The sequence below is a fragment of the Ruegeria sp. B1 genome, from assembly GCF_056535885.1.
The window spans coordinates 3094617-3115595 of record NZ_JBQFJA010000001.1 but is presented as its reverse complement, the minus strand read 5'-3'; the positions used below and the strand labels follow the sequence as shown (position 1 = coordinate 3115595).

Genomic DNA, 20979 nt, shown 5'->3' with positions numbered 1-20979 from the left:
AAAAAAGTTCGGAGCAGTGACATAATGGTTGCCGAAAACAACTTGCCGACAATTGGAATGCTCTGGTTGGAGGGCCCGTTGAGCTTTCTTGAGCAGATGTGTCTGCTGTCCTTTGTGGCGAACGGGCACAAAGTGGTTCTGTTTCACTATGGTGAGGTCGAGAACGTCCCCGAGGGGATTGAATTGGTGTCGGCCAACGAGATTCATGAACCCAAGCAGTTCATCATGAGCAATACGTTCAATACGCCTGTGCCGCAGTCTGACATTTTCAGACTTCAGTTAATGAAGAAAACCGATTTTCTCTGGTGTGATACCGATGTGTTTTCGTTGGCACCAATTCCGAAATCGGAATACATTTTTGGTTTTTTTAACAAAACCACAATTTGCAACGCTGTAATGCGCTTGCCGCCCAATAGCCCCGCTTTGAAAGCCTATACTGAATACAGTTTGGACTCATTTCCCATACGCCCCTGGGTTGAGGGGGAAGAGAGGCAACGGCTTGAAGCGATGAAACAAGCTGGAGAATTGCCGCACGCATCGGATCAAGATCACAGCGTTTATGGGCCGGACGTCATGACCTGGTTTCTCAGACACCATGGAGAGATACAGTATGCCAGCCCGCCCTCGGTCTTCTATCCATTGCCGTTTCGTCAGACCGGGCAGGCCAATGACATCCCTGCACGGGAGTTTCGCAATACTTACATCAAAGATGAAACGCTGGCCGTTCATCTTTGGGGGCGTCGTATGCGATGGTGGATTGCCAAAGGCATTAAAAGGCATTCTTTCCTGGATCGGCGTTTGCGTGGCTTGGGCATCCGCCCCAACACTGCGCCGCTCCCTCGTAAAGGCAGGGGTGCCCCCAAGCCTATTGAGTTACCAGATACGCTGCCTGATCTGCGTTTAACCAACGAACAAATTAGTGCGGCAACGGGTGGAAAGATGCCCGTTGCGCTTTTGTCAGACCGCAGGGATTATCTGCGGTTTGCGCAAAATGAGTTGGACAAAATAAAAGATCAGGGTCTTTACCGTGTGCACGAAGAACCGCGCAATGGCTATCTGCGCGGGTGGGATCACTACGGTAGCGAACCTGCGCGACTGAATGCTCTAATGCTGTCGCTGTTTCGGTTTGTAAAAAATCACCGCTACCTGCCTGACTTGTTGGCACCTGCTACGTTGACTGAGAAACTGTTGATCATGAAGCTTTTTGCCGAGTTTCCCGTTGTCAGTGCGGCAGACAAGCTAAAAGCGGAAGATTTTGTGCCTGAGGAAGCGAAAGGTCTGCTAACACCGGTTCAGCGATACTGGGTCTCTTCTGATCCAGCCCTTCCTGAACTTGACCTCAACTCAGGAAGTTACTGGCTTAAGTGTAATAACGCCCAGGGACAAAACCATCGTCTAAACTGGCCTCTTACCAGAGAATCGCGGCGGCTCGCGAACCGAAACCTGGAAATCTGGAGTAGGAGTTCAGTGCCGCACGGGTACTGGGCGGCTGAATGGTGGTATTCAACCATCGACACACAGTACTTTATTGAAGAAAATCTCGCATCAGAGGGTGAGGACATCATTGATTGGAAGTTCTGGGTAGTTGCGGGGCGGGTCCAGCTTGTTCAGGTCGACCGAGACCGCTCACGCGGACATGTTCAAATGATCCATGACAGGGATTATAATTTCATCGCCAAAGAGCTTTACTTCGAAACGAGCGAAGACACCGAGCCCCGGCCGGAACGATTTGGGGATATGGTCACGATTGCCGAGGCTGTTGGACGGCGTGTCGAATTCGCTCGCGTGGATCTCTACTCGGTCGGAAGCAAGGTTTACATGGGTGAAATCACGCTTTGCCCGTTTGGAGGCAAACGGCAAATGCGCACGCCAGAGTTGGACACTCAGTTGGGCGATGCCTGGACGGGCACGCGATTGTTTCCGAACTAAAGCAGCGCAGGGTTACTCGACGGGTATGTCCTGGCGCAAGTTACCGGTCGTCTTGTCAAAGATCAGGATACGGTTGTCGTCAGTCACCACGGCATACCAGTTGTTGCCAATCGTGACGGCCTGAGCGCGCGCGCCATCGGGCAATTCGACCTGATCGGGCAGGGTTGGGGTGCGGTCCGATAGTCGGATGACAATCAACGCAAATGTCACTAGAACCCCGCCAATCATCACCGCGGTCAGCAGCATGACCATGCGCCGCAGCAGGCGAAGCTGCGGCGTTTCCTGCGGTTCCTGGGGTTCGGAAGGGACAGTCATGGGCACCCGCCAGATTGAGTTTCAGATCGCGGCCGCTCCGCCACCCCGCCTTGATAAGGCGCTTTCACGGGATGTGCCAGCAGCAGAGGCCCTGTCGCGCACGCGTTTGGTGCGGTTGATCGAAGACGGTGCGGTGCAAATTGATGGCGCGATTGCGCGCGACCCAAAATCCAAGGTTCCGGAAGGCGCGGCGGTGGTCATTACCGTGGCCGAGGCCCAGGACAGCTATATCGAGCCGGAGGATATTCCGCTCGTGATCCTCTATGAGGACGCGGACCTGATCGTGATCGATAAACCGGCAGGTATGGTGGTGCATCCAGCGCCTGGTTCGCCCGGCGGGACGCTGGTGAACGCATTGCTGCACCATTGTGGTGCGGATCTGTCCGGGGTTGGGGGCGTCAAGCGCCCCGGTATCGTGCACCGTATCGACAAGGACACCAGCGGGTTACTGGTTGTCGCCAAATCCGACGCGGCGCATCATGGGTTGGCTGCGCAGTTCGAGGCGCATAGCGTCGAGCGATACTATTGCGCCCTCTGCTATGGTGTGCCCGACGCCAATGATCCCCGCCTGAGGGGCATCAAAGGGGTCAGCTTTGAGCCCGGCAACGTTCTGCGGATCACCACGCAATTGGCCCGCCACAAGGTGGATCGCCAGAAGCAGGCGGTTCTGTTTCACGGTGGCCGCCACGCCGTGACCCGAGCGCGTGGCGTAGAGACGTTCGGTGATCCTGCCGGGCTCACACTGATCGAGTGCTGGTTAGAGACAGGGCGCACGCATCAGATTCGCGTGCATATGGCCCATGTGGGGCACGGATTGGTGGGCGATCCGGTTTACGGGGGCAAACGCAAACTGGCAACGCGGGCGTTCAGCGAAGCAACGGTCGAGCGTGTGCGCGGGTTTCCGCGTCAGGCGCTGCATGCGGCGGTTTTGGGCTTTGATCACCCCGTTACGGGCGAAAACCTGCGGTTTGAGGCCGATTTGCCGGAAGACATGGAAAACTTGATTGCAGATCTGCGAAAACCGCTGACACAATAAGCAAACTCCTGTGAGTAAGAGTTTCTTAGCTTTCCTTTACCCAAGCTTAATTTCAGACTGTTAACAATACCTCTTGAACGGATTGGGTTTGTTACCCATATCGTATGTTAAAGACATAAACATTTGTCGGAGGGACATCAAAATGGCAAATTACGCAAATCTCCCCGCGCCGACGCCCGAGGGCGGCCTGAACCGCTATATGCAGGAAATTCGCAAATTTCCCCTGCTGGAGCCGGAAGAAGAGTACATGCTGGCCAAGCGCTGGGTCGAAGAGCAAGACACAGAAGCCGCGCATAAAATGGTCACCTCGCACCTGCGCCTGGCGGCCAAGATCGCCATGGGATATCGGGGGTATGGATTGCCCCAGGCCGAAGTCATCTCGGAAGCCAATGTAGGCCTGATGCAGGCCGTTAAGCGGTTTGACCCCGAAAAGGGTTTCCGTCTGGCAACTTATGCGATGTGGTGGATTCGGGCCTCTATCCAGGAATACATCCTGCGGTCCTGGTCACTGGTGAAACTGGGCACGACATCGGCTCAGAAAAAGCTGTTCTTCAACCTGCGTAAGGCCAAGGCGCGCATCGGAGCGTTGGAAGAGGGCGATATGCGCCCGGAAAACGTCACGCAGATCGCAAATGATCTGGGCGTGACCGAAGAAGAAGTGATCAGCATGAACCGCCGCATGTCCGGTGGCGACGCGTCGCTGAATGCGACCGTCGGCTCCGAAGGCGAAGGGACCATGCAATGGCAGGACTGGCTGGAAGACGAAGATGCCGACCAGGCCGGTGATTATGAGGCGCGGGACGAGTTGGACGCGCGCCGCGAATTGCTGGCCGCTGCGCTTGACGTGCTGAATGACCGCGAAAAGGACATTCTGACGCAACGCCGTCTGATGGATCAGCCGGTCACGTTGGAAGAGTTGAGCACGCAATACAATGTCAGCCGTGAACGCATTCGCCAGATCGAGGTGCGCGCCTTTGAAAAGCTGCAAAAGAAGATGCGCGAGTTGGCACGCGAAAAAGGCATGCTGAGCACGGTCTGACCCGGGACGAAAATCCTTGAAACCGGCCCGACCAAGATCGGGCCGGTTTTTTCTGTTCTATTTCAACTGGTTTCGGAACACCCGCACCATGTTTTCGCCCATGACCTTGCGGATCTGCGCTTCGGTCAGCCCCTCAGCCATCAATGCAGAGGTCAGTGCGGCCAGTTCTGATGTGTCGAAGGCGGTTTCGACCGACCCGTCATAATCCGAGCCGAGCGAGACGTGATCTTCGCCTACTGTATCGATCGCCGCTTTGATCATCTTGGCGATACCGGATGGCGCAATATCCCCGCATGTGACATCAGCCCAATACCCCATTCCGATAACGCCACCAGTGGCGGCAATCTCGATCATCAGGTCATCCGGATAGTTCCGCTTGACCGGACAGAACCCATGTAACCCGCCATGGCTGACAATCAGCGGAACATCCGTCATTTCGATCACGTCGCGCGCGACCTGAGGGCTGGAATGGGCCAGATCGATGACCACCGGGCGTTGGGCCAGTTCTTCGACAACCTGCTGGCCAAAGTCGGACAAACCGGCATTCCCCCGACCGTGCAGCGAGCCGCCAAGCTCATTGTCAAAGAAATGGTGCAGGCCAAAAACGCGGTGCCCGGCATCGTAAATCGCATCCAGATTGGCCATATCCCCTTCAAGAGGATGTGCGCCTTCGATCCCCAGAATACCGCCAACAACCGGCTCGCCTTTGGTGCGCGCGGTCAGCACATCCTCGAGATCGGCGCGCGTTTTGATCACCTTCAGGCGGCCATCTGAAGCGGCCTCGAACTGGTGCAACTTATCCGCCTGATAAATGGCGCGTTCTTTCAGGCTGTCCCATGTCCGCAAAGGCCACAGCTGCCCAATGGCCAACAGCGTGATGTTGTCGAAGGCTTCGGCAGAGTTCGCCTCATAATTCTGTCCGGCCGGCGATTTCGTTACGGCGGTAAACACCTGCAACGCCACATTGCCTTCGATCAGGCGCGGTATGTCGACCTGTCCGCGTGTGCCCCGTTCCGTCAAATCCCGGCTCCACAACAGGGGATCCGCATGCAGATCGCCGATGATCAGGGTCTCATGTAGCGCAGCGGCGCTGTCGGACACCGGATAGGGCGCGTGATCGATCACGTTGTTGCGCGAGCGCTCGACATAGGACGGCAGAAAAACAAAGAACGCAACCGCTGCAGCCACCACCGTCACGAGCAGAATGCCGCCAACCCATTTCAGAAACCTGCGCATCTTCAATTCCTCCGTCCCTGGAACAGCAGAGTACGGATGATGGCCCAAGAGAAAAGCCTGACTTGGCGTCGGTTCATTGCTAAAAAACTCGCGTTGGGCGGATGCCGCGCGATCAAATGGTCTGGGCGCCGAAATCAGGGAGAGTAGCATGCCGAAACCGGTTCAATGGGGTGTGTTGGGAGCTGCCAAGTTTGCGCGGCAATTCATGGCGCCTGCCATACATGGGGCCAACGGGGCTCGGTTGGCAGGGCTTGCAACCTCGGACACGGCCAAGGCCGACCCGTTTCTGACGTTTTGTCCGGACCTCACCGTCTACGAAACCTATGATGCACTACTCGCGGACCCTGAAATCGAAGCGGTGTATATTCCTGTGCCAAATCATCTGCATGTCGACTGGAGCCTGAAAGCACTGGATGCAGGCAAGCATGTTCTGTGCGAGAAACCCATGACCATGCGCACGGAAGAGTTCGATACTCTGATCGCAAAACGGGATCAGACCGGTCTGTTGGCTGCCGAGGCCTACATGATCGTTCACCATCCACAGTGGCACCTGACGCAAAAACTCATCGCCGACGGGGCAATCGGACAGTTGGTTCATGTGACCGGGGCGTTCAGTTTCGACAATCGTCAAGACACCTCAAATATCCGTAACCGAGCGGAAACCGGCGGCGGTGGACTGCGCGATATCGGTGTCTATGTGATCGGCGGGGCGCGGTTCGCGACCGGGCAAGAGCCGGTCTCGGTTCAATCTGCGATCCGTTGGCAGAATGACATCGATGTCTTCACCGAGATTCGCGCGCAATTCCCTGATTTCACCTATTCCAGCTATGTGTCGATCCGGATGCATCCGCATCAGGACATGTTGTTTCACGGTGAAGGCGGTGTGATCCGATTGACCGCGCCCTTTAACGCAAGGGTGTTTGGCGAGGCACGGGTGGAGTTGCACCGACCGGGGCTGGAGGTGCAGGTGACCCGGTTCCCGGGCGACGACCACTACAAGCTACAGGTCGAAGCATTTTGCCGCTCCGTGCGGGACGGGGTCGACTACCCCTGTTCGCTCGAATTCTCGCGCGGAACGCAACAGGTGATTGATCGCGTGTTTGACGAGGCCGTTTCGCTGTAGCTTGCCAGACTTGCCCGGTCTCGCCTATCCTGACGGTCCCCTGATCAGGAGAGGAACCATGGCTGGAGGATGGGCGCGCGACGGCGCGGTCAGCGAACAGATTGAAGCATCGATTTCGGACGAACTGGCGCGCATGCAGGCGCAAAAGCGACCGGTGGGAGACAGCCTGACCCATTGTGCCGAATGTAAAGAACCGATTCCCGAAAAACGCCGCCTCGCGCTGCCGGGTGTCAAGCTCTGCATAGAGTGCCAGCAAGACCGGGACGGTGCATTCAGGGCACGTGCGGGAATCAACCGTCGCGGGTCGAAAGACAGCCAGCTTAAGTAGAATTTTGAGCCAGAATTACGTTTTGATTCAGCCGGTCAATCACATTTCTGATAATTATAATAATTCTAACTTAGAATTGATCTAAATCAGATACGGAAACGGTTTTCTTTTCTACAGAAGGGGTGCGCGCGAACGTTTCAGGAGAGAGAAATGTTCAAGACACTAACTCTGGCGAGTGCCTTCCTTGTTTCCTTCACCCAAATAGCAGATGCACAGGATTTGCGGCAGGACGCATTGGAGATTTTCCAGCCCCTTCCGTCGACTGTGCCACTGCTCAAGGACAATCCGATTACTGATGTAAAGATTGAACTTGGAAAGGCACTCTTCTTTGATCCTCGCATGTCGGCTTCGGGTGTGTTCTCGTGCAACTCATGCCACAATCTGGCGACCGGTGGGGACGACAACCTTGAAACCTCAATTGGCCATGGCTGGCAGCGCGGCCCACGGAATTCGCCCACGGTGCTGAATTCGGTTTTCAACGATGCGCAGTTCTGGGATGGCCGCGCGGCGGACCTTGCCGAGCAAGCCAAGGGGCCGGTACAGGCTGGCGTTGAGATGGCGAACACGCCGCAGAACGTGTTGGCGACGCTGAACTCGATGCCGCAATATGTCGAATGGTTCGGCTCGGCTTTTGAGGGTGAGGCTGATCCGGTTACTTTCGACAATTTCGCAAAGGCAATCGAAGCTTATGAGGCGACGTTGATCACCCCGGCTCCGTTTGATGCCTGGCTGAACGGTGATGAAAACGCGATGAGCGAACAGCAGATTGCCGGGCTGGACAAGTTCATCGAGATCGGCTGTGCCTCCTGTCATTCGGGGGTAAATCTTGGCGGTAATGGGTATTATCCGTTTGGTTTGATCGAAAAACCCGGTGCCGATGTGCTGCCAGAGGGGGATAAAGGCCGCTTCGCCGTGACCGAGACCGTGGACGATGAATACGTCTTTCGGGCGTCTCCGCTTCGCAACATTGCTGTAACGGCACCATATTTCCATTCGGGCAAGGTCTGGGACCTGTCGGTGGCGGTACAGATTATGGCTGAATCGCAGTTGGGTGAAGAGCTTGACGACCAAAGCGTCGCTGAACTGGTTGCGTTTCTGGAGAGCTTGACGGGCAAGATGCCCGAAGTCGTCTATCCGCTTCTGCCCGCTGAAACGGAAACCACGCCGCGTCCGTCCGCGGAAGTGGTGTCAGAAGGATAGGGGAATCCTGAGAACGAACACGGGCTGGTGATTGGACCAGCCCGTTTATTCAGTCAAGCCACTTGACTATGACGTGCCAAACAGAGGGTTTCAGCCTTCCATCGCTTCTAATTCGTCAATAAAGCCCGAGATCATCGACAAGCCCTTATCCCAGAAGGTCGGGTCGCTCGCATCCAGCCCGAATGGGGCCAGCAATTCCTTGTGGTGCTTTGACCCACCGGCGCGCAGCATCTCGAAATACTTGTCCTCAAACCCGTCCGCGCCATTCTCGTAAACCGAATAGAGTGCGTTCACGAGACCATCACCAAAAGCGTAGGCGTAGACGTAGAAGGGCGAATGCACGAAATGCGGGATGTAGGCCCAGAAGGTTTCGTACCCATCCATGAATTCAAACGCCGGTCCAAGGCTTTCGGCCTGAACGCTCATCCAAAGTGCATTGATGTCGTCCGGGGTCAACTCCCCCTCCCGGCGGGCGGCGTGTAACTTGCACTCAAAATCGTAAAAGGCGATCTGCCGGACCACCGTGTTGATCATGTCCTCAACCTTGCCTGCCAACAGCACCTTGCGCTGTTCGGGCGTTTCGGCCTGATCCAGCATCTTACGGAAGGTCAGCATCTCGCCAAAGACCGACGCGGTCTCAGCCAGTGTCAGCGGGGTGGAGGACAGCATCTCACCCTGATCTGCGGCCAGAACCTGATGGACGCCGTGCCCCAGTTCATGCGCCAGCGTCATCACATCGCGCGGCTTGCCCAGATAGTTGAGCATGACATATGGGTGCACGTCGGTGACGGTCGGATGCGCAAACGCGCCGGGCGCTTTGCCAGGTTTCACCGCCGCATCGATCCAGCCCTTGGAAAAGAATGGCGCGGCAATCTCGCCCATGCGGGGATCAAAGGCCGTGTAGGCATCCATCACGGTTGTCTCGGCCTCGGCCCAGTCGACGATACGGGTGTCTTCCATCGGCAGGGGTGCGTTGCGGTCCCAGACCTGCATGACATCCAGCCCCAGCCATTTGCGCTTGAGCTCGTAATAGCGATGGCTGAGCTTGGGGTAGGCGGCGACAACGGCCTCGCGCAAGGCCTCGACCACTTCGGGCTCGACGTCGTTGGACAGGTGGCGACCTGTTTGCGCGCTGGGCATGTTGCGCCAGCGATCCAGAATTTCCTTTTCCTTGGCCTGCGTGTTGTGAACGCGGGCAAAGGTTTTGATGTTGTCCTGAAAGACCGAAGCCAATTCCCGGGCCGCCGCCTCGCGCTTGCTGCGGTCCTGCTCGGTCAGCAGGTTCAGCGTGCCTTCGATGTTGAGCTCTGCGCCGTCCACAGTGAAGGTCAATCCAGCGATGGTTTCGTCAAACAGACGCTCCCATGCGTCGCCGACGACACCGAGATCATGCAGGAACTTCTCCAGTTCATCCGACAGCTGGTAAGGCTTCATCGCCCGGATGCGGCGAAACACGGGCTCGTAACGGGCAAGGTCCGCGTTCGCCGCGAAGTTTGATTTTAGCACATCGTCGTCGATCCGGTTAATCTCGAGCGTGAAGAACACCAGCGGCGTGGTGAAGATCGTGACCTTTTCCTGCATGTCCGACAGGAATTTGGCGCGCTCGGCATCCGTGGTCAGCTGGTAATAGCGCAGACCGGCAAAGGACATGATCCGACCGGCAACGGCGTTGATCTTTTCATTGCGCAACACGCAGGTCAGCAAGCCTTCGGCGTCCAGATCGGCGAGCTTGCCTTCGTAGTCCGACGCAAACGCGGCGCATTCCCCTTCCAGCCAACCCAGATCACGCTCCAACTCGGGCGCTGTGTCTGAGGTGTAGAGATCGCTCAGATCCCATTCCGGCAGGTCACCCAGATTGTCTGAGCCGCCAACAGCGTTTGCATCACGAACGGGAAAGGGAAGGTCGCGCATGTGTCACCTCGATGAATTTCTTTCGCAAACATCTAGGCGCGCGCGGCTGGGATCACAAGCGGTCAGCGCGACAAGGCAGCTTCGGGTGTGTCCAGCGACTGTGCAGCAAAGAAATGAGCAGCCAGTTGCTCAAAAACCGGTCCGCGCACATCCGGTCCTTCCATCAGAACCTCATGTTCACCATCCGGGATCTCAACCAGCGTTCCATTTGGCCAATTGGTCATGCGCGCGCGGATTGCGTCACGATCAACGATTTGCTCGTGGCTGCCCAAAAAGGTCAGGCACGGCGTATCCGGGGCCGGACGCTCCATCAACCAGGCACATTCATCCAGAGCCTCACGCAGCCAGCGATTGGACGGCGCGCCAAGCGCCAGTTCGGGATGTGCGGTCAACTGATCCTGCATCATCCTGTACATGGCCGGATCGCGGGTCAGCACATTGCCGTCGAACGGTTGGGCCAATACGTAACTCTCCAGAGTCGTCGTGGGCGGTGTCTTTTCCCCCAGTCCAAGCCGTGTGCCCCAATAGGCCGTGACCCGGCTGAGCGGTTTCATGATCGGCGTAAAGTAGATGCCCCACATCGGGCCGGTGAACGCACAGGCCGCGAAACACTTTTGCTCGATAACGGCCCGCATACCGATGGCACCCCCATGGAATGCCCGATCACATACCAAGGCTGCGGCAGGTTCAGCATCGTGGTCAGATCCAGAACCGCCATCACATCGTGTTGATAGTCGGGGAAATGGTCGACGTGACCGATCCGGGGATTGTCGAGCAAACGATCCGCCAACCCCTGACCGCGCCAGTCCACGGCCAGTGCTGCGAATCCGCGACGCACGAATTCACCTGCCGTGTCACCATATTTCTCGATGTATTCCGTGCGGCCGGGAAACAGCATCACTGTTCCGCTCGCCTCACCTTCGGGCAGCCAGTGGGCCATTCGGATGCGTTTGCCGTCCGTTGTCTTCAGCCAGTGCGCCATACCACCGGCAGGACCGCCGGCCACGTCTTCATAAAAGGGGGCCGGCGAATACTCCATCAGGCCAGCACCGAAGCAAGTTTCATGGCAATACCCATGTCTCCATCAACGCTCAGCTTGCCGGACATGAACGCACCCGTCGGGTTCAGCTCACCGCTGAGAATTTGCTCGAACGTATCTGCATCTGCGCTCAGGGTCACATCTGCATCGTCGTCGCTGACCCGTGCGCCGTCTGCATCCAGAACGATAGCGCCCAGATCGGCGATAGCAAATTTGGCCGACGCGTCGAAATCACCGCCTGCAAGTTTTTCGTTCAGCGCGGCTGCGGCTTTTTCCAGAGTGTCGCTCATGATCTTCCTCACTTTGTTTGTGCGCCGTGAATGGACATCCCCGGTCGCAACGCTACACTGAGCATTGTTATGGCCATTGCAATCACCAATCTCAAAGGTATCGTCGCGGCACTTATTGTCATAGTCATGTATTCCACCAGTTCTTTTGCGCAACAGGCGGATTCTCAGGACGAGGCAGAGCTGCTGGCGCGTCTGGTTCAGGCCACGCCGGAACAGGCCATTGGCATCGATCGACAGCTCAAGGCACTGTGGTCCAAATCCGGATCTGCCTCGGCAGATTTGCTGCTGGAACGAGGGCGCGAAGCGTTGGATGATGGCGACGTCGATGCAGCGCTGGATCATCTGACAGCGCTCACCGATCATGCGCCCGGCTTTGCCGAAGGCTGGCATCTGCGCGCATCCGCGTTTTTTGGCATAGACCGCTACGGCATGGCTGCTGCTGATCTGGAATATGTGCTCACGCTTAATCCCAACCATTACGAGGCCATTTATGGGTTGGGCCTGATTTTTGAGGTTCTGGACCAGCCGGAACAGGCCTATGAGGCGTATTCCCGTGCGCTGGCTATACATCCCCATCACGAGGAAGTAACCAATGCCGTGAATCGGCTGAAGCCTCGGATTGAAGGCGCGGCACTCTAAAGGTCCAGGGCAGGGGGCAGAGGTGAACGGGTCATCCCGAATCGTGGCCGTACTGGGCCCGACAAATACAGGAAAAACCCACTACGCAATCGACCGCATGCTGGGGCATCGGACCGGTGTGATCGGCTTGCCGCTGCGTCTGTTGGCCCGCGAGATTTATGACAAGATCGTCGCCATCCGGGGTCCGTCCGTTGTTGCCCTGGTGACGGGTGAAGAGCGCATTGTGCCGCCCCGGACCCAGTATTGGGTTTGCACCGTCGAAGCGATGCCAGAGGGTATGGGGGCGGATTTCGTGGCCGTTGACGAAATCCAGCTCTGCGCAGACCCAGAGCGGGGCCACGTCTTCACGGACCGTCTGCTGCGGGCACGCGGAACGCATGAGACGCTGTTTCTGGGCGCGGACACCATGCGCGGCCCGATTTCAGCGCTGGTTCCTGAGGCGCAGTTCATACGCCGCGAACGGATGTCGCAACTGGTCTACAGCGGTTCAAAAAAGATCAGCCGCATGCCTGCGCGCAGTGCCATTGTCGGGTTCTCGGTCGAAAACGTCTACGCCATCGCCGAGCTGCTGCGCCGTCAAAAGGGCGGCGCGGCGGTGGTCATGGGCGCGCTCAGCCCGCGAACGCGCAATGCTCAGGTCGATCTCTACCAGAACGGAGAGGTCGACTACCTTGTCGCAACGGATGCCATTGGGATGGGGTTGAACCTGGATGTCGACCATGTGGCGTTTTCCGCGCTCAGCAAGTTTGACGGGCGCCGGATGCGGGCGCTGGCGCCAAACGAACTCGCCCAGATTGCCGGGCGCGCCGGGCGCGGAATGTCAGACGGAACGTTTGGGGTGACCGGCGAGGCTCCGCCGCTGGACGACGGTGTGGCTCAGGCCATTACGGACAGCCGATTTACGCCGATCAAGAAACTGAACTGGCGGAACTCCGCTCTGCGGTTTGGCTCTCTCGAGGCGTTGATCGCGTCGCTGGAGGTTTCCCCGGACGGCGCGCATCTGACCAAGGCGCGGCCTGCTGATGACCTGAACGTGCTGAAATCGCTGTCGCAAGTGAGCGAGGTTGCGGCCCGTGCCAGCGATGGCGCGTCGATCCGATTGCTGTGGGATGTGTGCCGAATCCCTGATTTCAGAGGCATCAGCCACGCAGAACATGCCAGCCTGCTCGAGGTGATCTACGGCCATCTGCACGAACGCGGCGCGGTTCCGGATGACTTCATGGCGCGGCAAATCCACCGGATCGACCGGACTTACGGCGATATAGATGCGCTGTCCAAAAGGTTGGCGTATATTCGCACCTGGACTTATGTTGCGCAACGAAACGGCTGGGTGCGTGACGAATCCCATTGGCGCGCCGAAACCCGCGCTGTAGAAGACAGAGTGTCGGACGCGTTGCACGACCGTCTGACGCAAAGATTTGTAGACCGCCGCACCTCTGTATTATTGCGTCGGCTCAAACAGAAGGAGGCCCTTTTGGCCGAAGTAAACGACAAGGGTGAAGTGACCGTCGAAGGCGAATTTGTCGGTCGTCTGGAAGGGTTCCGTTTTAGCCCGGACAAGAGCGCACAGGGCGCCGAGGCGAAGGCCTTGAAATCGGCATCCCTGCAGGCTCTCGCGCCGCAATTCCATCTGCGTGCGGACCGCTTCTATAATGCACCCGATACCGAAATTGATTTTACCGATCAGGGCGGCCTGATGTGGGGTGAATACGCCGTGGGCAAACTGGTTGCCGGGGCAGAACCGCTCAAGCCCATGGTCGAGGTGTTTGTGGATGAGGCCGCCGGGCCGGATGTCGAGCAAAAGGTTCAGCGCCGCTTGCAGCACTTCATCGACCGTAAGGTGGCGGCTCTGTTTGAGCCGCTTCTGAACCTATCGCGTGACGAAGAACTCTCGGGGCTGGCCAAAGGATTTGCATTTCGTATGGTCGAGGCGCTGGGCGTGCTGCCGCGGGCCGGTGTCGCCCAAGAGGTGAAGGATCTGGATCAGGATGCACGTGGCGCCTTGCGCAAACACGGTATCCGGTTTGGCCAGTTTACGATCTTCATGCCTTTGCTGTTGAAGCCTGCACCAACACGGCTGCGGCTTGTTTTGTGGGCGCTGGCAAACGGCCTGCAAGAGTTCCCCGAAGCGCCGCCGCCGGGCCTTGTGACTGTGCCCGTCGCCAAGGATGCACCGGATGGCTATGACACGATGTGCGGCTACCGCGATGCGGGCGAGCGTTCGATCCGCATCGACATGCTGGAACGCTTGGCGGATATGCTGCGCGCCGAGGACAGCCGCGGCGGATTCGAGGCCAAGCCCGACATGCTGTCGATCACCGGCATGACGTTGGACCAGTTTGCCGATCTGATGCAGGGGCTTGGCTACAAGGCCGAGCGCGGAGAGCGGGAAAAGATCAGACCGGCGCCGGCGGAAACGACGACGCAACCGGAAGAGGCCGTGGTGGAGGCGCAGGACACGCCGACCGCCGAAGAAACGCCGATGACCGAGGCGCCGACGGACCAGGTCGCCACACCCGCCGAGGCGCCAGCCGAGGCCACCGAAAGCACCGAGGCGGCAGCCGAGGCTCAGGTGCCGGAACCGGCGTCAGATGCCCCCTCAGACGCTCCTGAGGTCGAGGTGTTTTACACGTTTACCTGGGGACGCCAACGTCAGGCCAACCGGGCGCCGCGGCGCGACCAGCGCCAGGGTCAGGGCAAAGGCAAGCCGCGCGGTAAACCCCAGGACGGACGCGGCAAGCCACAGGGCAAGAAGGGTGGCAAACCGCAAGGGAGCAAAACCTTCTCGTCCCGGCCGCCCAAAAAGGAAAAAGCCATCGACCCCGACAACCCATTTGCTGCTGCGCTTATGGGTTTGAAAGAAAACAACTGAGGCGCCATGGCCGAGACACAGGCCAAGCTGAGGATCGATAAGTGGTTGTGGCAGGCGCGGTTCTTCAAGACCCGCAGCCTGGCCGCGAAACAGGTCAGCGGCGGCCATGTACGTGTAAACGGCAACCGGGTTCTGAAACCGGCGCAAGGCGTTGGACCCGGCGACGTGCTGACCTTTCATCAGGGCCGAGTGGTGCGGGTCGTGCGAATCCATGCACTGGGCCAGCGGCGCGGACCGGCCTCGGAAGCTCAGTTGCTGTATGCGGATATGACGGAAAAGCAGAACGTTCCGTCCAAAAATCCCGGCTATCAAGGAAAAGGTCGCCCAACCAAGAAGGACAGGCGGGCAATTGATCTTTCTCGCATGCAAGACGACTGAACTGATCTTGAAGACCGGCGCAGACTGAATTAGCTACAGCCCAAGTCAAAGCAGAAAGTCGACCATGACCTACGTTGTCACCGAGAATTGCATCGCCTGCAAATACACCGACTGTGTCGAGGTGTGTCCGGTGGACTGTTTTTACGAAGGTGAAAACGCTCTGGTCATCCATCCCGATGAGTGCATCGATTGTGGCGTGTGCGAGCCCGAATGCCCTGCAGACGCCATCCGACCGGATACCGAGCCGGGAATGGAGCCGTGGGTCGAGTTCAACCGCAAATACTCGGAGCAGTGGCCCGTCATTATCACCAAAAAGGATCCGATGCCGGATGCAGAAGAGCGGGACGGCGAAGAGGGCAAGATGGAGAAATACTTCTCCGAAGCGCCCGGCGAAGGTGGCTGAGCGATTCGGTGAGCGTTTTTTCAACACAAGTTGGACGAGAATCTGGCTTAGAGCGTTGAAAAGACATGGCATATTGCAGGTTTCCGTAGCGTGAGCTTTCGGATGTCGTATTTTTGTGATATACTTTGCACTTAAATGATGACCGAGATTGGGGTGCACTCCGTAAGTATGCTCGCTTTGGAGTTTTGAATTTTTGACAGATACGCCGCATGACGGGGCTGAGACAGTCCCCGTATGTGGTATTTTTGTCGCCTGCGTTCCGCTCTGCAACCAAGGAATACACTGAATGACAAAGTCGAAAAAGCTTGAGTTCCGCCCGGACGACTATGTTGTCTATCCCGCCCATGGCGTGGGACAGATCGTGTCGATCGAAGAACAGGAAGTTGCTGGATTCACGCTCGAGCTGTTCGTCATCTCATTTGAGAAAGACAAAATGACCCTGCGGGTGCCGACCAATAAGGTCACCGAGTCCGGCCTGCGGTCGCTGAGTTCGCCGGATGTGATCAGCCAGGCGATGCGGACCCTGAAAGGCAAGGCCAAGGTCAAGCGCGCCATGTGGTCCCGCCGAGCGCAGGAATATGAACAAAAGATCAACTCGGGCGATCTGATTTCGATTGCCGAAGTGGTCCGTGACCTGCATCGCACCGACGATCAGCGCGAACAGAGTTATTCCGAGCGTCAGCTGTATGAAGCGGCGCTGGAGCGTCTGACCCGCGAAGTGGCCGCCGTATCGGGCGCCGGAGAGATTTCCGCGGCAAAACAGGTCGATGATGTTCTGACGTCGCGCGCCGCCGCTGCCGCCTGATCTTCGAACACTTTGATCCTTGGGCCGCTCCTGTCTGGGGTGGCCTTTTTTGTTGCGATGGGAGAGGTTTCTGTTCCAGACCAGCTTAATGATTTCAACGGCCTATGAGGTCAGGTTCATGTTGCGCATTACCAGTATGTTTTCAGTCACGTGCTCAAACTTGCGTCGTTAAGGCCAATAAGAACGCAATTTCACCCAGCTGTTGGGACGCCCCCAGGATATCCCCGGTTTGACCGCCGATTTTGGCCTTGGCCGTATAGGCCAGCACGCTCACCGCCCCCGCAGCAATCAGTGTGGCCAGAAAAACCTGAGCGCCGCTCATCAGTATGGCAAGACCCACGGCAAGACCGACACCCGCCGCCACGGGTATGATGCGGGGCACGCCAACAGAGTGGCTGAGACCTGACGGGCGGGCGTTTGGAAGAGCGGTCATCACCACCGGCATCAGCGCACGAGAGACCACGCAGGCGGCTACAACCGACCACAGTGCCCCCGCCGCCACCAGCGCTGCCACGGCTGCGATGCGGACAAGTTGTGAGATCAGCAAGGCCAGCACGCCATATGTTCCGATATGACTGTCTTTCATGATGGCCAGTCGGCGCGTGACGTCGAACCCACCCCATAAGCCGTCAAACGTATCGGCCAGACCATCTTCATGCATGGCCCCGGTGGCGCAGACCAAAACTGCGACGATCAGCCCCGCACATGCCAAGGACGGCAGGTTTGCAGCCATGGCGGCCCACCCAATCAGGCAAGCCAACCCGCCGACAACCAGACCCGCCAAGGGGTAGGCCCAGACAGCCTGTGCCTGCCGTGCAAAAACTGCGTCGGGCAATTTCGGCACTGGCAGGCGCGTTAAAAGGACTAAGGCCAAAGGCACATCCCACGGGGAAAAGGATCTGGTGTCGTTTTTGTACACGCGTACGTCCTTCAGGGTCTTGTTGCTCGGACCGCTTCGGTTAAACACACGGAACCACTCGAATGCAATGAGGCTTTGAATGCTGCCCGAACTGAATGATTTGAACACGTTCCGTGACGCACTTGTGGGTGCGCCGGGTCCAGATGCGCACGCTGTGCAGAAGGCGGTCGCGCGAAACGGGCAACTGACCAAACCCCCCGGTGCCCTTGGGCGGCTTGAAGACCTCGCGATCTGGTATGCGGGGTGGCGCGGAACGGCCCGTCCGCGGATCATGGCCCCACAGGTGATTGTGTTTGCTGGCAATCACGGGGTTACGGCGCAGGGGGTCTCGGCCTTCCCGTCGGAAGTCACGGTTCAAATGGTGATGAACTTCCAGCAGGGCGGGGCGGCCATCAACCAATTGGCCCAAGCGGCCGGGGCAAAGATGGACGTGCATGCGCTGGACCTGGATCAGCCGACCGCAGATTTCACCAAAGGCCCGGCAATGACCGACGGGGAATTGCTGACGGCGCTGCAAACTGGCTGGACAGCGGTTGATCCACAGGCGGATTTGCTTGTGGTCGGCGAGATGGGTATCGGCAACACAACCCCCGCCGCTGCCATTGCCTGCGCGCTGTTCGGCGGTGAGGCCGCCGATTGGACCGGGCGCGGAACGGGCGTTGACGATGCAGGCCTGGCCAACAAGATCCGGGTTGTGGCGGAAGGCGTGGCGCGTCACGGTGGGGCGGACGGGTTGGATACCCTGCGCTGCCTTGGCGGACGCGAAATCGCGGCAATGGCGGGTGCAATCGCGGCAGCGCGCGTGTTGAGCATTCCAGTTATTCTGGACGGCTTTATCTGTTCCTCTGCCGCAGCTTGTCTGGCGGATATTGCGACCGGAGCGTTGGACCACACGGTCGCCGGACATCTGAGCTCGGAAGGCGCCCATGGCGCCGTGCTGGCCAAGCTTGGCAAGGAACCGTTGATCGATCTTGGCCTTAGACTGGGCGAGGGGTCCGGCGGCGCATTGGCGATCAACATCCTCAAAAGCGCCGTAGCCTGCCATTCCGGTATGGCCACCTTTGCCGAGGCAGGTGTTTCGGACGGGTGACGCATGGCGTGACCCGGACGTTTGCTCAGGTCAGGCTGATTTCTTGGCATGCTCCTCGGCCAGTTCGAGCAGAGCGGTTTCCAGATCCTTTTCAAGCTGCTGGGCCCGCTCGATGTATTTCTTATTCTCTGCCGTCGGCATACCGGGAATCCACAGTTCCGCCAAATCGCGCACCGACATGCGGTCATGGTGATAAAAGGTCTGTTCGGCCTGCGCGGCCTCGTATTCGCTGAGGCCGATATTCTCAAGAACATAGCGTCCGGCGCGCAGCGAGCTGTCGAACATTTCGCGCACGATATCACTCGCCCCGGCCTGATAGAGCTCGTAGACATGGGTCCGGTCATGGGCCCGCGCGATGATATGCAGGTCCGGGCGCTGACGCCGCGCATAACCGACCAGCCGCGTCACCTGTTTGCGGTCGTCCATCGCCGCCACCAGCACAGCGGCTTTCTCTAATCCTGCGGCCCGCAGCAATTCAGGCCGTGTCGGGTCACCCAGAAACCCTTTCACCCCAAACCGGCGCATCAACTGGATGGTTTCGATATCATGGTCCAGAACAATCGTCTTGAACCCGCTGGCCCGGACCAGCCGGTTGACGATCTGACCAAAGCGTCCGATGCCAGCGATGATGACCGGCCCTTTTTCGTCGATCTCGTCAGGCTCAAGGTCAAGGGTCGAATCGCCGATTGTGCGTGACAGAACATCGTAGATGATGAACAGCAACGGTGTGATCAGCATCGTCAGCGCAATGATCATCAGCAGTTTCTGTGACAGGTCCGGCGGGATGACGTTCTGCTGGGTCGAAAAGGCCAATAGAACAAAGCCAAATTCGCCCGCCTGCGCCAGACCGAGCGTGAACAACCAGTGATCCCGGCCGCGCAGCTTGAAAGCTCTGCCAACAAGAAACAGGATGATACCTTTGGCTACGATCACCAACAGGGCAAGGCCAATCAGATCCAGCGGATCGGCGAAGAAGTAACCGACATTAATCCCGGCTCCGACAGTGATGAAAAAGAGACCGAGGAACAGGCCTTTGAACGGCTCCAGATCGCTTTCCATTTCATGCCGGAATTCCGAACTTGCCAGAACCACGCCCGCCAGAAACGCGCCGAGGGCAGGGGACAGGCCCACCAGGGTCATCAGAAAGGATATACCGACCACAATCATCAACGCCAAAGCGGTGTACATTTCGCGCAGGTTGCTGGCGTGAATGAACCTGAACAGCGGACGCGTCAGGTATATCCCTGCCAGAATGACAAACGCGACCGCCCCTATAGTCACCAGCGTGACAGCCCAGCCCGGCAATCCTTCGACGAGTGACAGGCTGTGATGACCTGCCCCGTGCAGATCGTCGGCTCCGCGATCTATTGACCCGTCACTCTCGATATGTGGCATTGCGGGCAGCGCCAGCAGGGGCAGCATCGCCAGAATGGGGATGACCGCAATGTCCTGTGTCAGCAAAACCGAGAACGTGGCCCGCCCGCCATTTGTCTGCATCAAACCCTTTTCCGACAGGGTTTGCAGCACAATCGCGGTCGAAGACAGCGATAGCGTCAGACCCACGGCCAGGGCGACCGACCAGGGATGGTTTGCATAGATGGTGACACCTGCAATCACAGCGGTCGATAACAGAACCTGAAGGCCGCCCAGACCCACCAACCTGTCCCGCATGTCCCACAAGGCGCGCGGTTCCAGTTCCAGGCCGATGAGAAACAACATCATGACCACACCGAACTCGGCCACATGCTGCAAATCTTCGGTTTCCGCGCCGACCAGCCCCAAAACCGGGCCTATGATGATCCCGGCAGCAAGATAACCCAGCACGGATCCCAGGCCCAGGCGCGCCGAAAGCGGCACGGCAATCACGGCCGCGGCCAGATAGATTGAAGCCTGATATAGGAAGTCGTCCATGTTTGTCCTCTTGTCCCGCTCAGGTCGGCAGCGGAGCGTCTCGTTTCAGCTGGTCCATTACGATCTGGCTTTGAACCCGTGCTACCGCAGGATGCGGCAGGATAACCTGATGAAGCAAGCGATTGAGCGCGGAAAGATCGTCGCAATAGACATGTAGCAGGTAATCTGCCTCTCCGGTCATCGTCCAGGCGCTGGTGATCTCGGGGCGGGTATCGACCATGCGGGCGAAACTCGCCGATTGTTCGGGTCCATGGGTGCCCAGATGCACCTGAACGAACCCCTGTACCTGTAATCCCAGCTTCAATGGGTCCAGCCGGGCGGTGTAGCCGGTGATGTAGCCTTCGGCTTCCAAACGTTGACGGCGACGGCCTGCCTGGCTGGCGGACAGGTTCAATATGTCGCCCAACTGCTGGGCCGTCAGATGCGCATCCCGCTGCAAAGCTGCAAGCAACCCAATATCAGTCCGATCAAGCATGCGCGGCGTTTCCTCGGTTTTTCGCTATTTTGTGCGGGTTA

Annotated in this window: 19 protein-coding genes and 1 pseudogene; 12 read left to right on the top strand and 8 right to left on the bottom strand. The window is 58.1% G+C overall.

Going from position 1 to position 20979, the window contains the following annotated elements:
* The first annotated feature begins 24 nt into the window (after positions 1-24).
* Positions 25-1929 (top strand): ATP-grasp fold amidoligase family protein, encoded by a 1905-nt coding sequence (locus ACR3ES_RS15380; RefSeq protein WP_170429915.1) that lies wholly within the window; start codon positions 25-27, stop codon positions 1927-1929.
* A gap of 12 nt (positions 1930-1941) precedes the next feature.
* Here ACR3ES_RS15380 and ACR3ES_RS15375 read toward each other — a convergent pair whose 3' ends face one another.
* Positions 1942-2244, bottom strand: coding sequence for a DUF6476 family protein (locus ACR3ES_RS15375; protein WP_170429917.1), 303 nt, complete (start codon positions 2242-2244; stop codon positions 1942-1944).
* Between ACR3ES_RS15375 and ACR3ES_RS15370 the strand changes: the two genes are divergently transcribed.
* Together ACR3ES_RS15370 and rpoH are read left to right on the top strand one after the other, a co-directional pair.
* Positions 2243-3280, top strand: coding sequence for an RluA family pseudouridine synthase (locus ACR3ES_RS15370; protein ID WP_170429919.1), 1038 nt, complete (start codon positions 2243-2245; stop codon positions 3278-3280). The two genes, ACR3ES_RS15375 and ACR3ES_RS15370, sit on opposite strands and share 2 nt — an antisense overlap.
* A gap of 142 nt (positions 3281-3422) precedes the next feature.
* Entirely contained in the window at positions 3423-4319 is an 897-nt protein-coding gene (gene rpoH / locus ACR3ES_RS15365) for an RNA polymerase sigma factor RpoH (protein ID WP_170429921.1), read from the top strand.
* 57 nt (positions 4320-4376) lie between these two features.
* On the opposite strand, the gene ACR3ES_RS15360 is transcribed toward rpoH, so the two are convergent.
* The gene (locus ACR3ES_RS15360; protein ID WP_170429924.1) at positions 4377-5555 is read right to left on the bottom strand and encodes a membrane dipeptidase; all 1179 of its coding nucleotides are present in this window, start codon (positions 5553-5555) and stop codon (positions 4377-4379) included.
* Positions 5556-5703: 148 nt separating this feature from the next.
* Between ACR3ES_RS15360 and ACR3ES_RS15355 the strand changes: the two genes are divergently transcribed.
* The 3 genes from ACR3ES_RS15355 to ACR3ES_RS15345 all read left to right on the top strand — a co-directional run bounded on the left by ACR3ES_RS15355 (position 5704) and on the right by ACR3ES_RS15345 (position 8206).
* Positions 5704-6678 (top strand): Gfo/Idh/MocA family protein, encoded by a 975-nt coding sequence (locus ACR3ES_RS15355; RefSeq protein WP_170429926.1) that lies wholly within the window; start codon positions 5704-5706, stop codon positions 6676-6678.
* 58 nt (positions 6679-6736) lie between these two features.
* Complete coding sequence (locus ACR3ES_RS15350; protein WP_170429928.1) at positions 6737-7006, top strand: DksA/TraR family C4-type zinc finger protein; 270 nt, start codon at positions 6737-6739, stop codon at positions 7004-7006.
* A gap of 150 nt (positions 7007-7156) precedes the next feature.
* Entirely contained in the window at positions 7157-8206 is a 1050-nt protein-coding gene (locus ACR3ES_RS15345) for a cytochrome-c peroxidase (protein ID WP_170429930.1), read from the top strand.
* A 90-nt stretch (positions 8207-8296) separates the two neighbouring features.
* Here the strand turns inward: ACR3ES_RS15345 and ACR3ES_RS15340 are convergent, their stop codons facing one another.
* The 3 genes and pseudogenes from ACR3ES_RS15340 to ACR3ES_RS15330 all read right to left on the bottom strand — a co-directional run bounded on the left by ACR3ES_RS15340 (position 8297) and on the right by ACR3ES_RS15330 (position 11446).
* A complete protein-coding gene (locus ACR3ES_RS15340; protein ID WP_170429932.1) occupies positions 8297-10117 on the bottom strand; it encodes a M3 family oligoendopeptidase in 1821 nt (606 codons plus the stop codon).
* Between the two features lie 62 nt (positions 10118-10179).
* Positions 10180-11156 (bottom strand): annotated as a pseudogene (locus ACR3ES_RS15335) (alpha/beta fold hydrolase).
* Positions 11156-11446 (bottom strand): SCP2 sterol-binding domain-containing protein, encoded by a 291-nt coding sequence (locus tag ACR3ES_RS15330; protein ID WP_170429936.1) that lies wholly within the window; start codon positions 11444-11446, stop codon positions 11156-11158. The pseudogene ACR3ES_RS15335 and the gene ACR3ES_RS15330 overlap by 1 nt, the downstream one beginning before the upstream one ends.
* 69 nt (positions 11447-11515) lie before the next feature.
* Here ACR3ES_RS15330 and ACR3ES_RS15325 point away from each other — a divergent pair, with 69 nt between their 5' ends.
* The 5 genes from ACR3ES_RS15325 to ACR3ES_RS15305 all read left to right on the top strand — a co-directional run bounded on the left by ACR3ES_RS15325 (position 11516) and on the right by ACR3ES_RS15305 (position 16543).
* Positions 11516-12085 (top strand): tetratricopeptide repeat protein, encoded by a 570-nt coding sequence (locus ACR3ES_RS15325; protein ID WP_480423818.1) that lies wholly within the window; start codon positions 11516-11518, stop codon positions 12083-12085.
* 22 nt (positions 12086-12107) lie between these two features.
* On the top strand, positions 12108-14957 hold the full coding sequence (locus ACR3ES_RS15320) for a helicase-related protein (protein ID WP_170429940.1): 2850 nt from the start codon (positions 12108-12110) through the stop codon (positions 14955-14957).
* Positions 14958-14963: 6 nt separating this feature from the next.
* On the top strand, positions 14964-15335 hold the full coding sequence (locus ACR3ES_RS15315) for an RNA-binding S4 domain-containing protein (RefSeq protein WP_170429941.1): 372 nt from the start codon (positions 14964-14966) through the stop codon (positions 15333-15335).
* A gap of 64 nt (positions 15336-15399) precedes the next feature.
* The gene (gene fdxA, locus ACR3ES_RS15310; RefSeq protein ID WP_170429943.1) at positions 15400-15738 is read left to right on the top strand and encodes a ferredoxin FdxA; all 339 of its coding nucleotides are present in this window, start codon (positions 15400-15402) and stop codon (positions 15736-15738) included.
* 286 nt (positions 15739-16024) lie between these two features.
* Positions 16025-16543 carry a CarD family transcriptional regulator gene (locus ACR3ES_RS15305; protein WP_170429945.1) on the top strand — a complete coding sequence of 173 codons (519 nt, stop codon included), beginning with the start codon at positions 16025-16027 and terminating at the stop codon, positions 16541-16543.
* 154 nt (positions 16544-16697) lie between these two features.
* Here the strand turns inward: ACR3ES_RS15305 and ACR3ES_RS15300 are convergent, their stop codons facing one another.
* Positions 16698-17462 (bottom strand): adenosylcobinamide-GDP ribazoletransferase, encoded by a 765-nt coding sequence (locus ACR3ES_RS15300; protein WP_170429947.1) that lies wholly within the window; start codon positions 17460-17462, stop codon positions 16698-16700.
* A gap of 79 nt (positions 17463-17541) precedes the next feature.
* Here ACR3ES_RS15300 and cobT point away from each other — a divergent pair, with 79 nt between their 5' ends.
* A complete protein-coding gene (cobT, locus tag ACR3ES_RS15295; RefSeq protein ID WP_170429949.1) occupies positions 17542-18552 on the top strand; it encodes a nicotinate-nucleotide--dimethylbenzimidazole phosphoribosyltransferase in 1011 nt (336 codons plus the stop codon).
* 30 nt (positions 18553-18582) lie between these two features.
* On the opposite strand, the gene ACR3ES_RS15290 is transcribed toward cobT, so the two are convergent.
* Positions 18583-20463 (bottom strand): monovalent cation:proton antiporter-2 (CPA2) family protein, encoded by a 1881-nt coding sequence (locus ACR3ES_RS15290; RefSeq protein WP_170429951.1) that lies wholly within the window; start codon positions 20461-20463, stop codon positions 18583-18585.
* 19 nt (positions 20464-20482) lie between these two features.
* Positions 20483-20938, bottom strand: coding sequence for an Lrp/AsnC family transcriptional regulator (locus ACR3ES_RS15285; RefSeq protein ID WP_170429953.1), 456 nt, complete (start codon positions 20936-20938; stop codon positions 20483-20485).
* Positions 20939-20979: the final 41 nt, after the last annotated feature.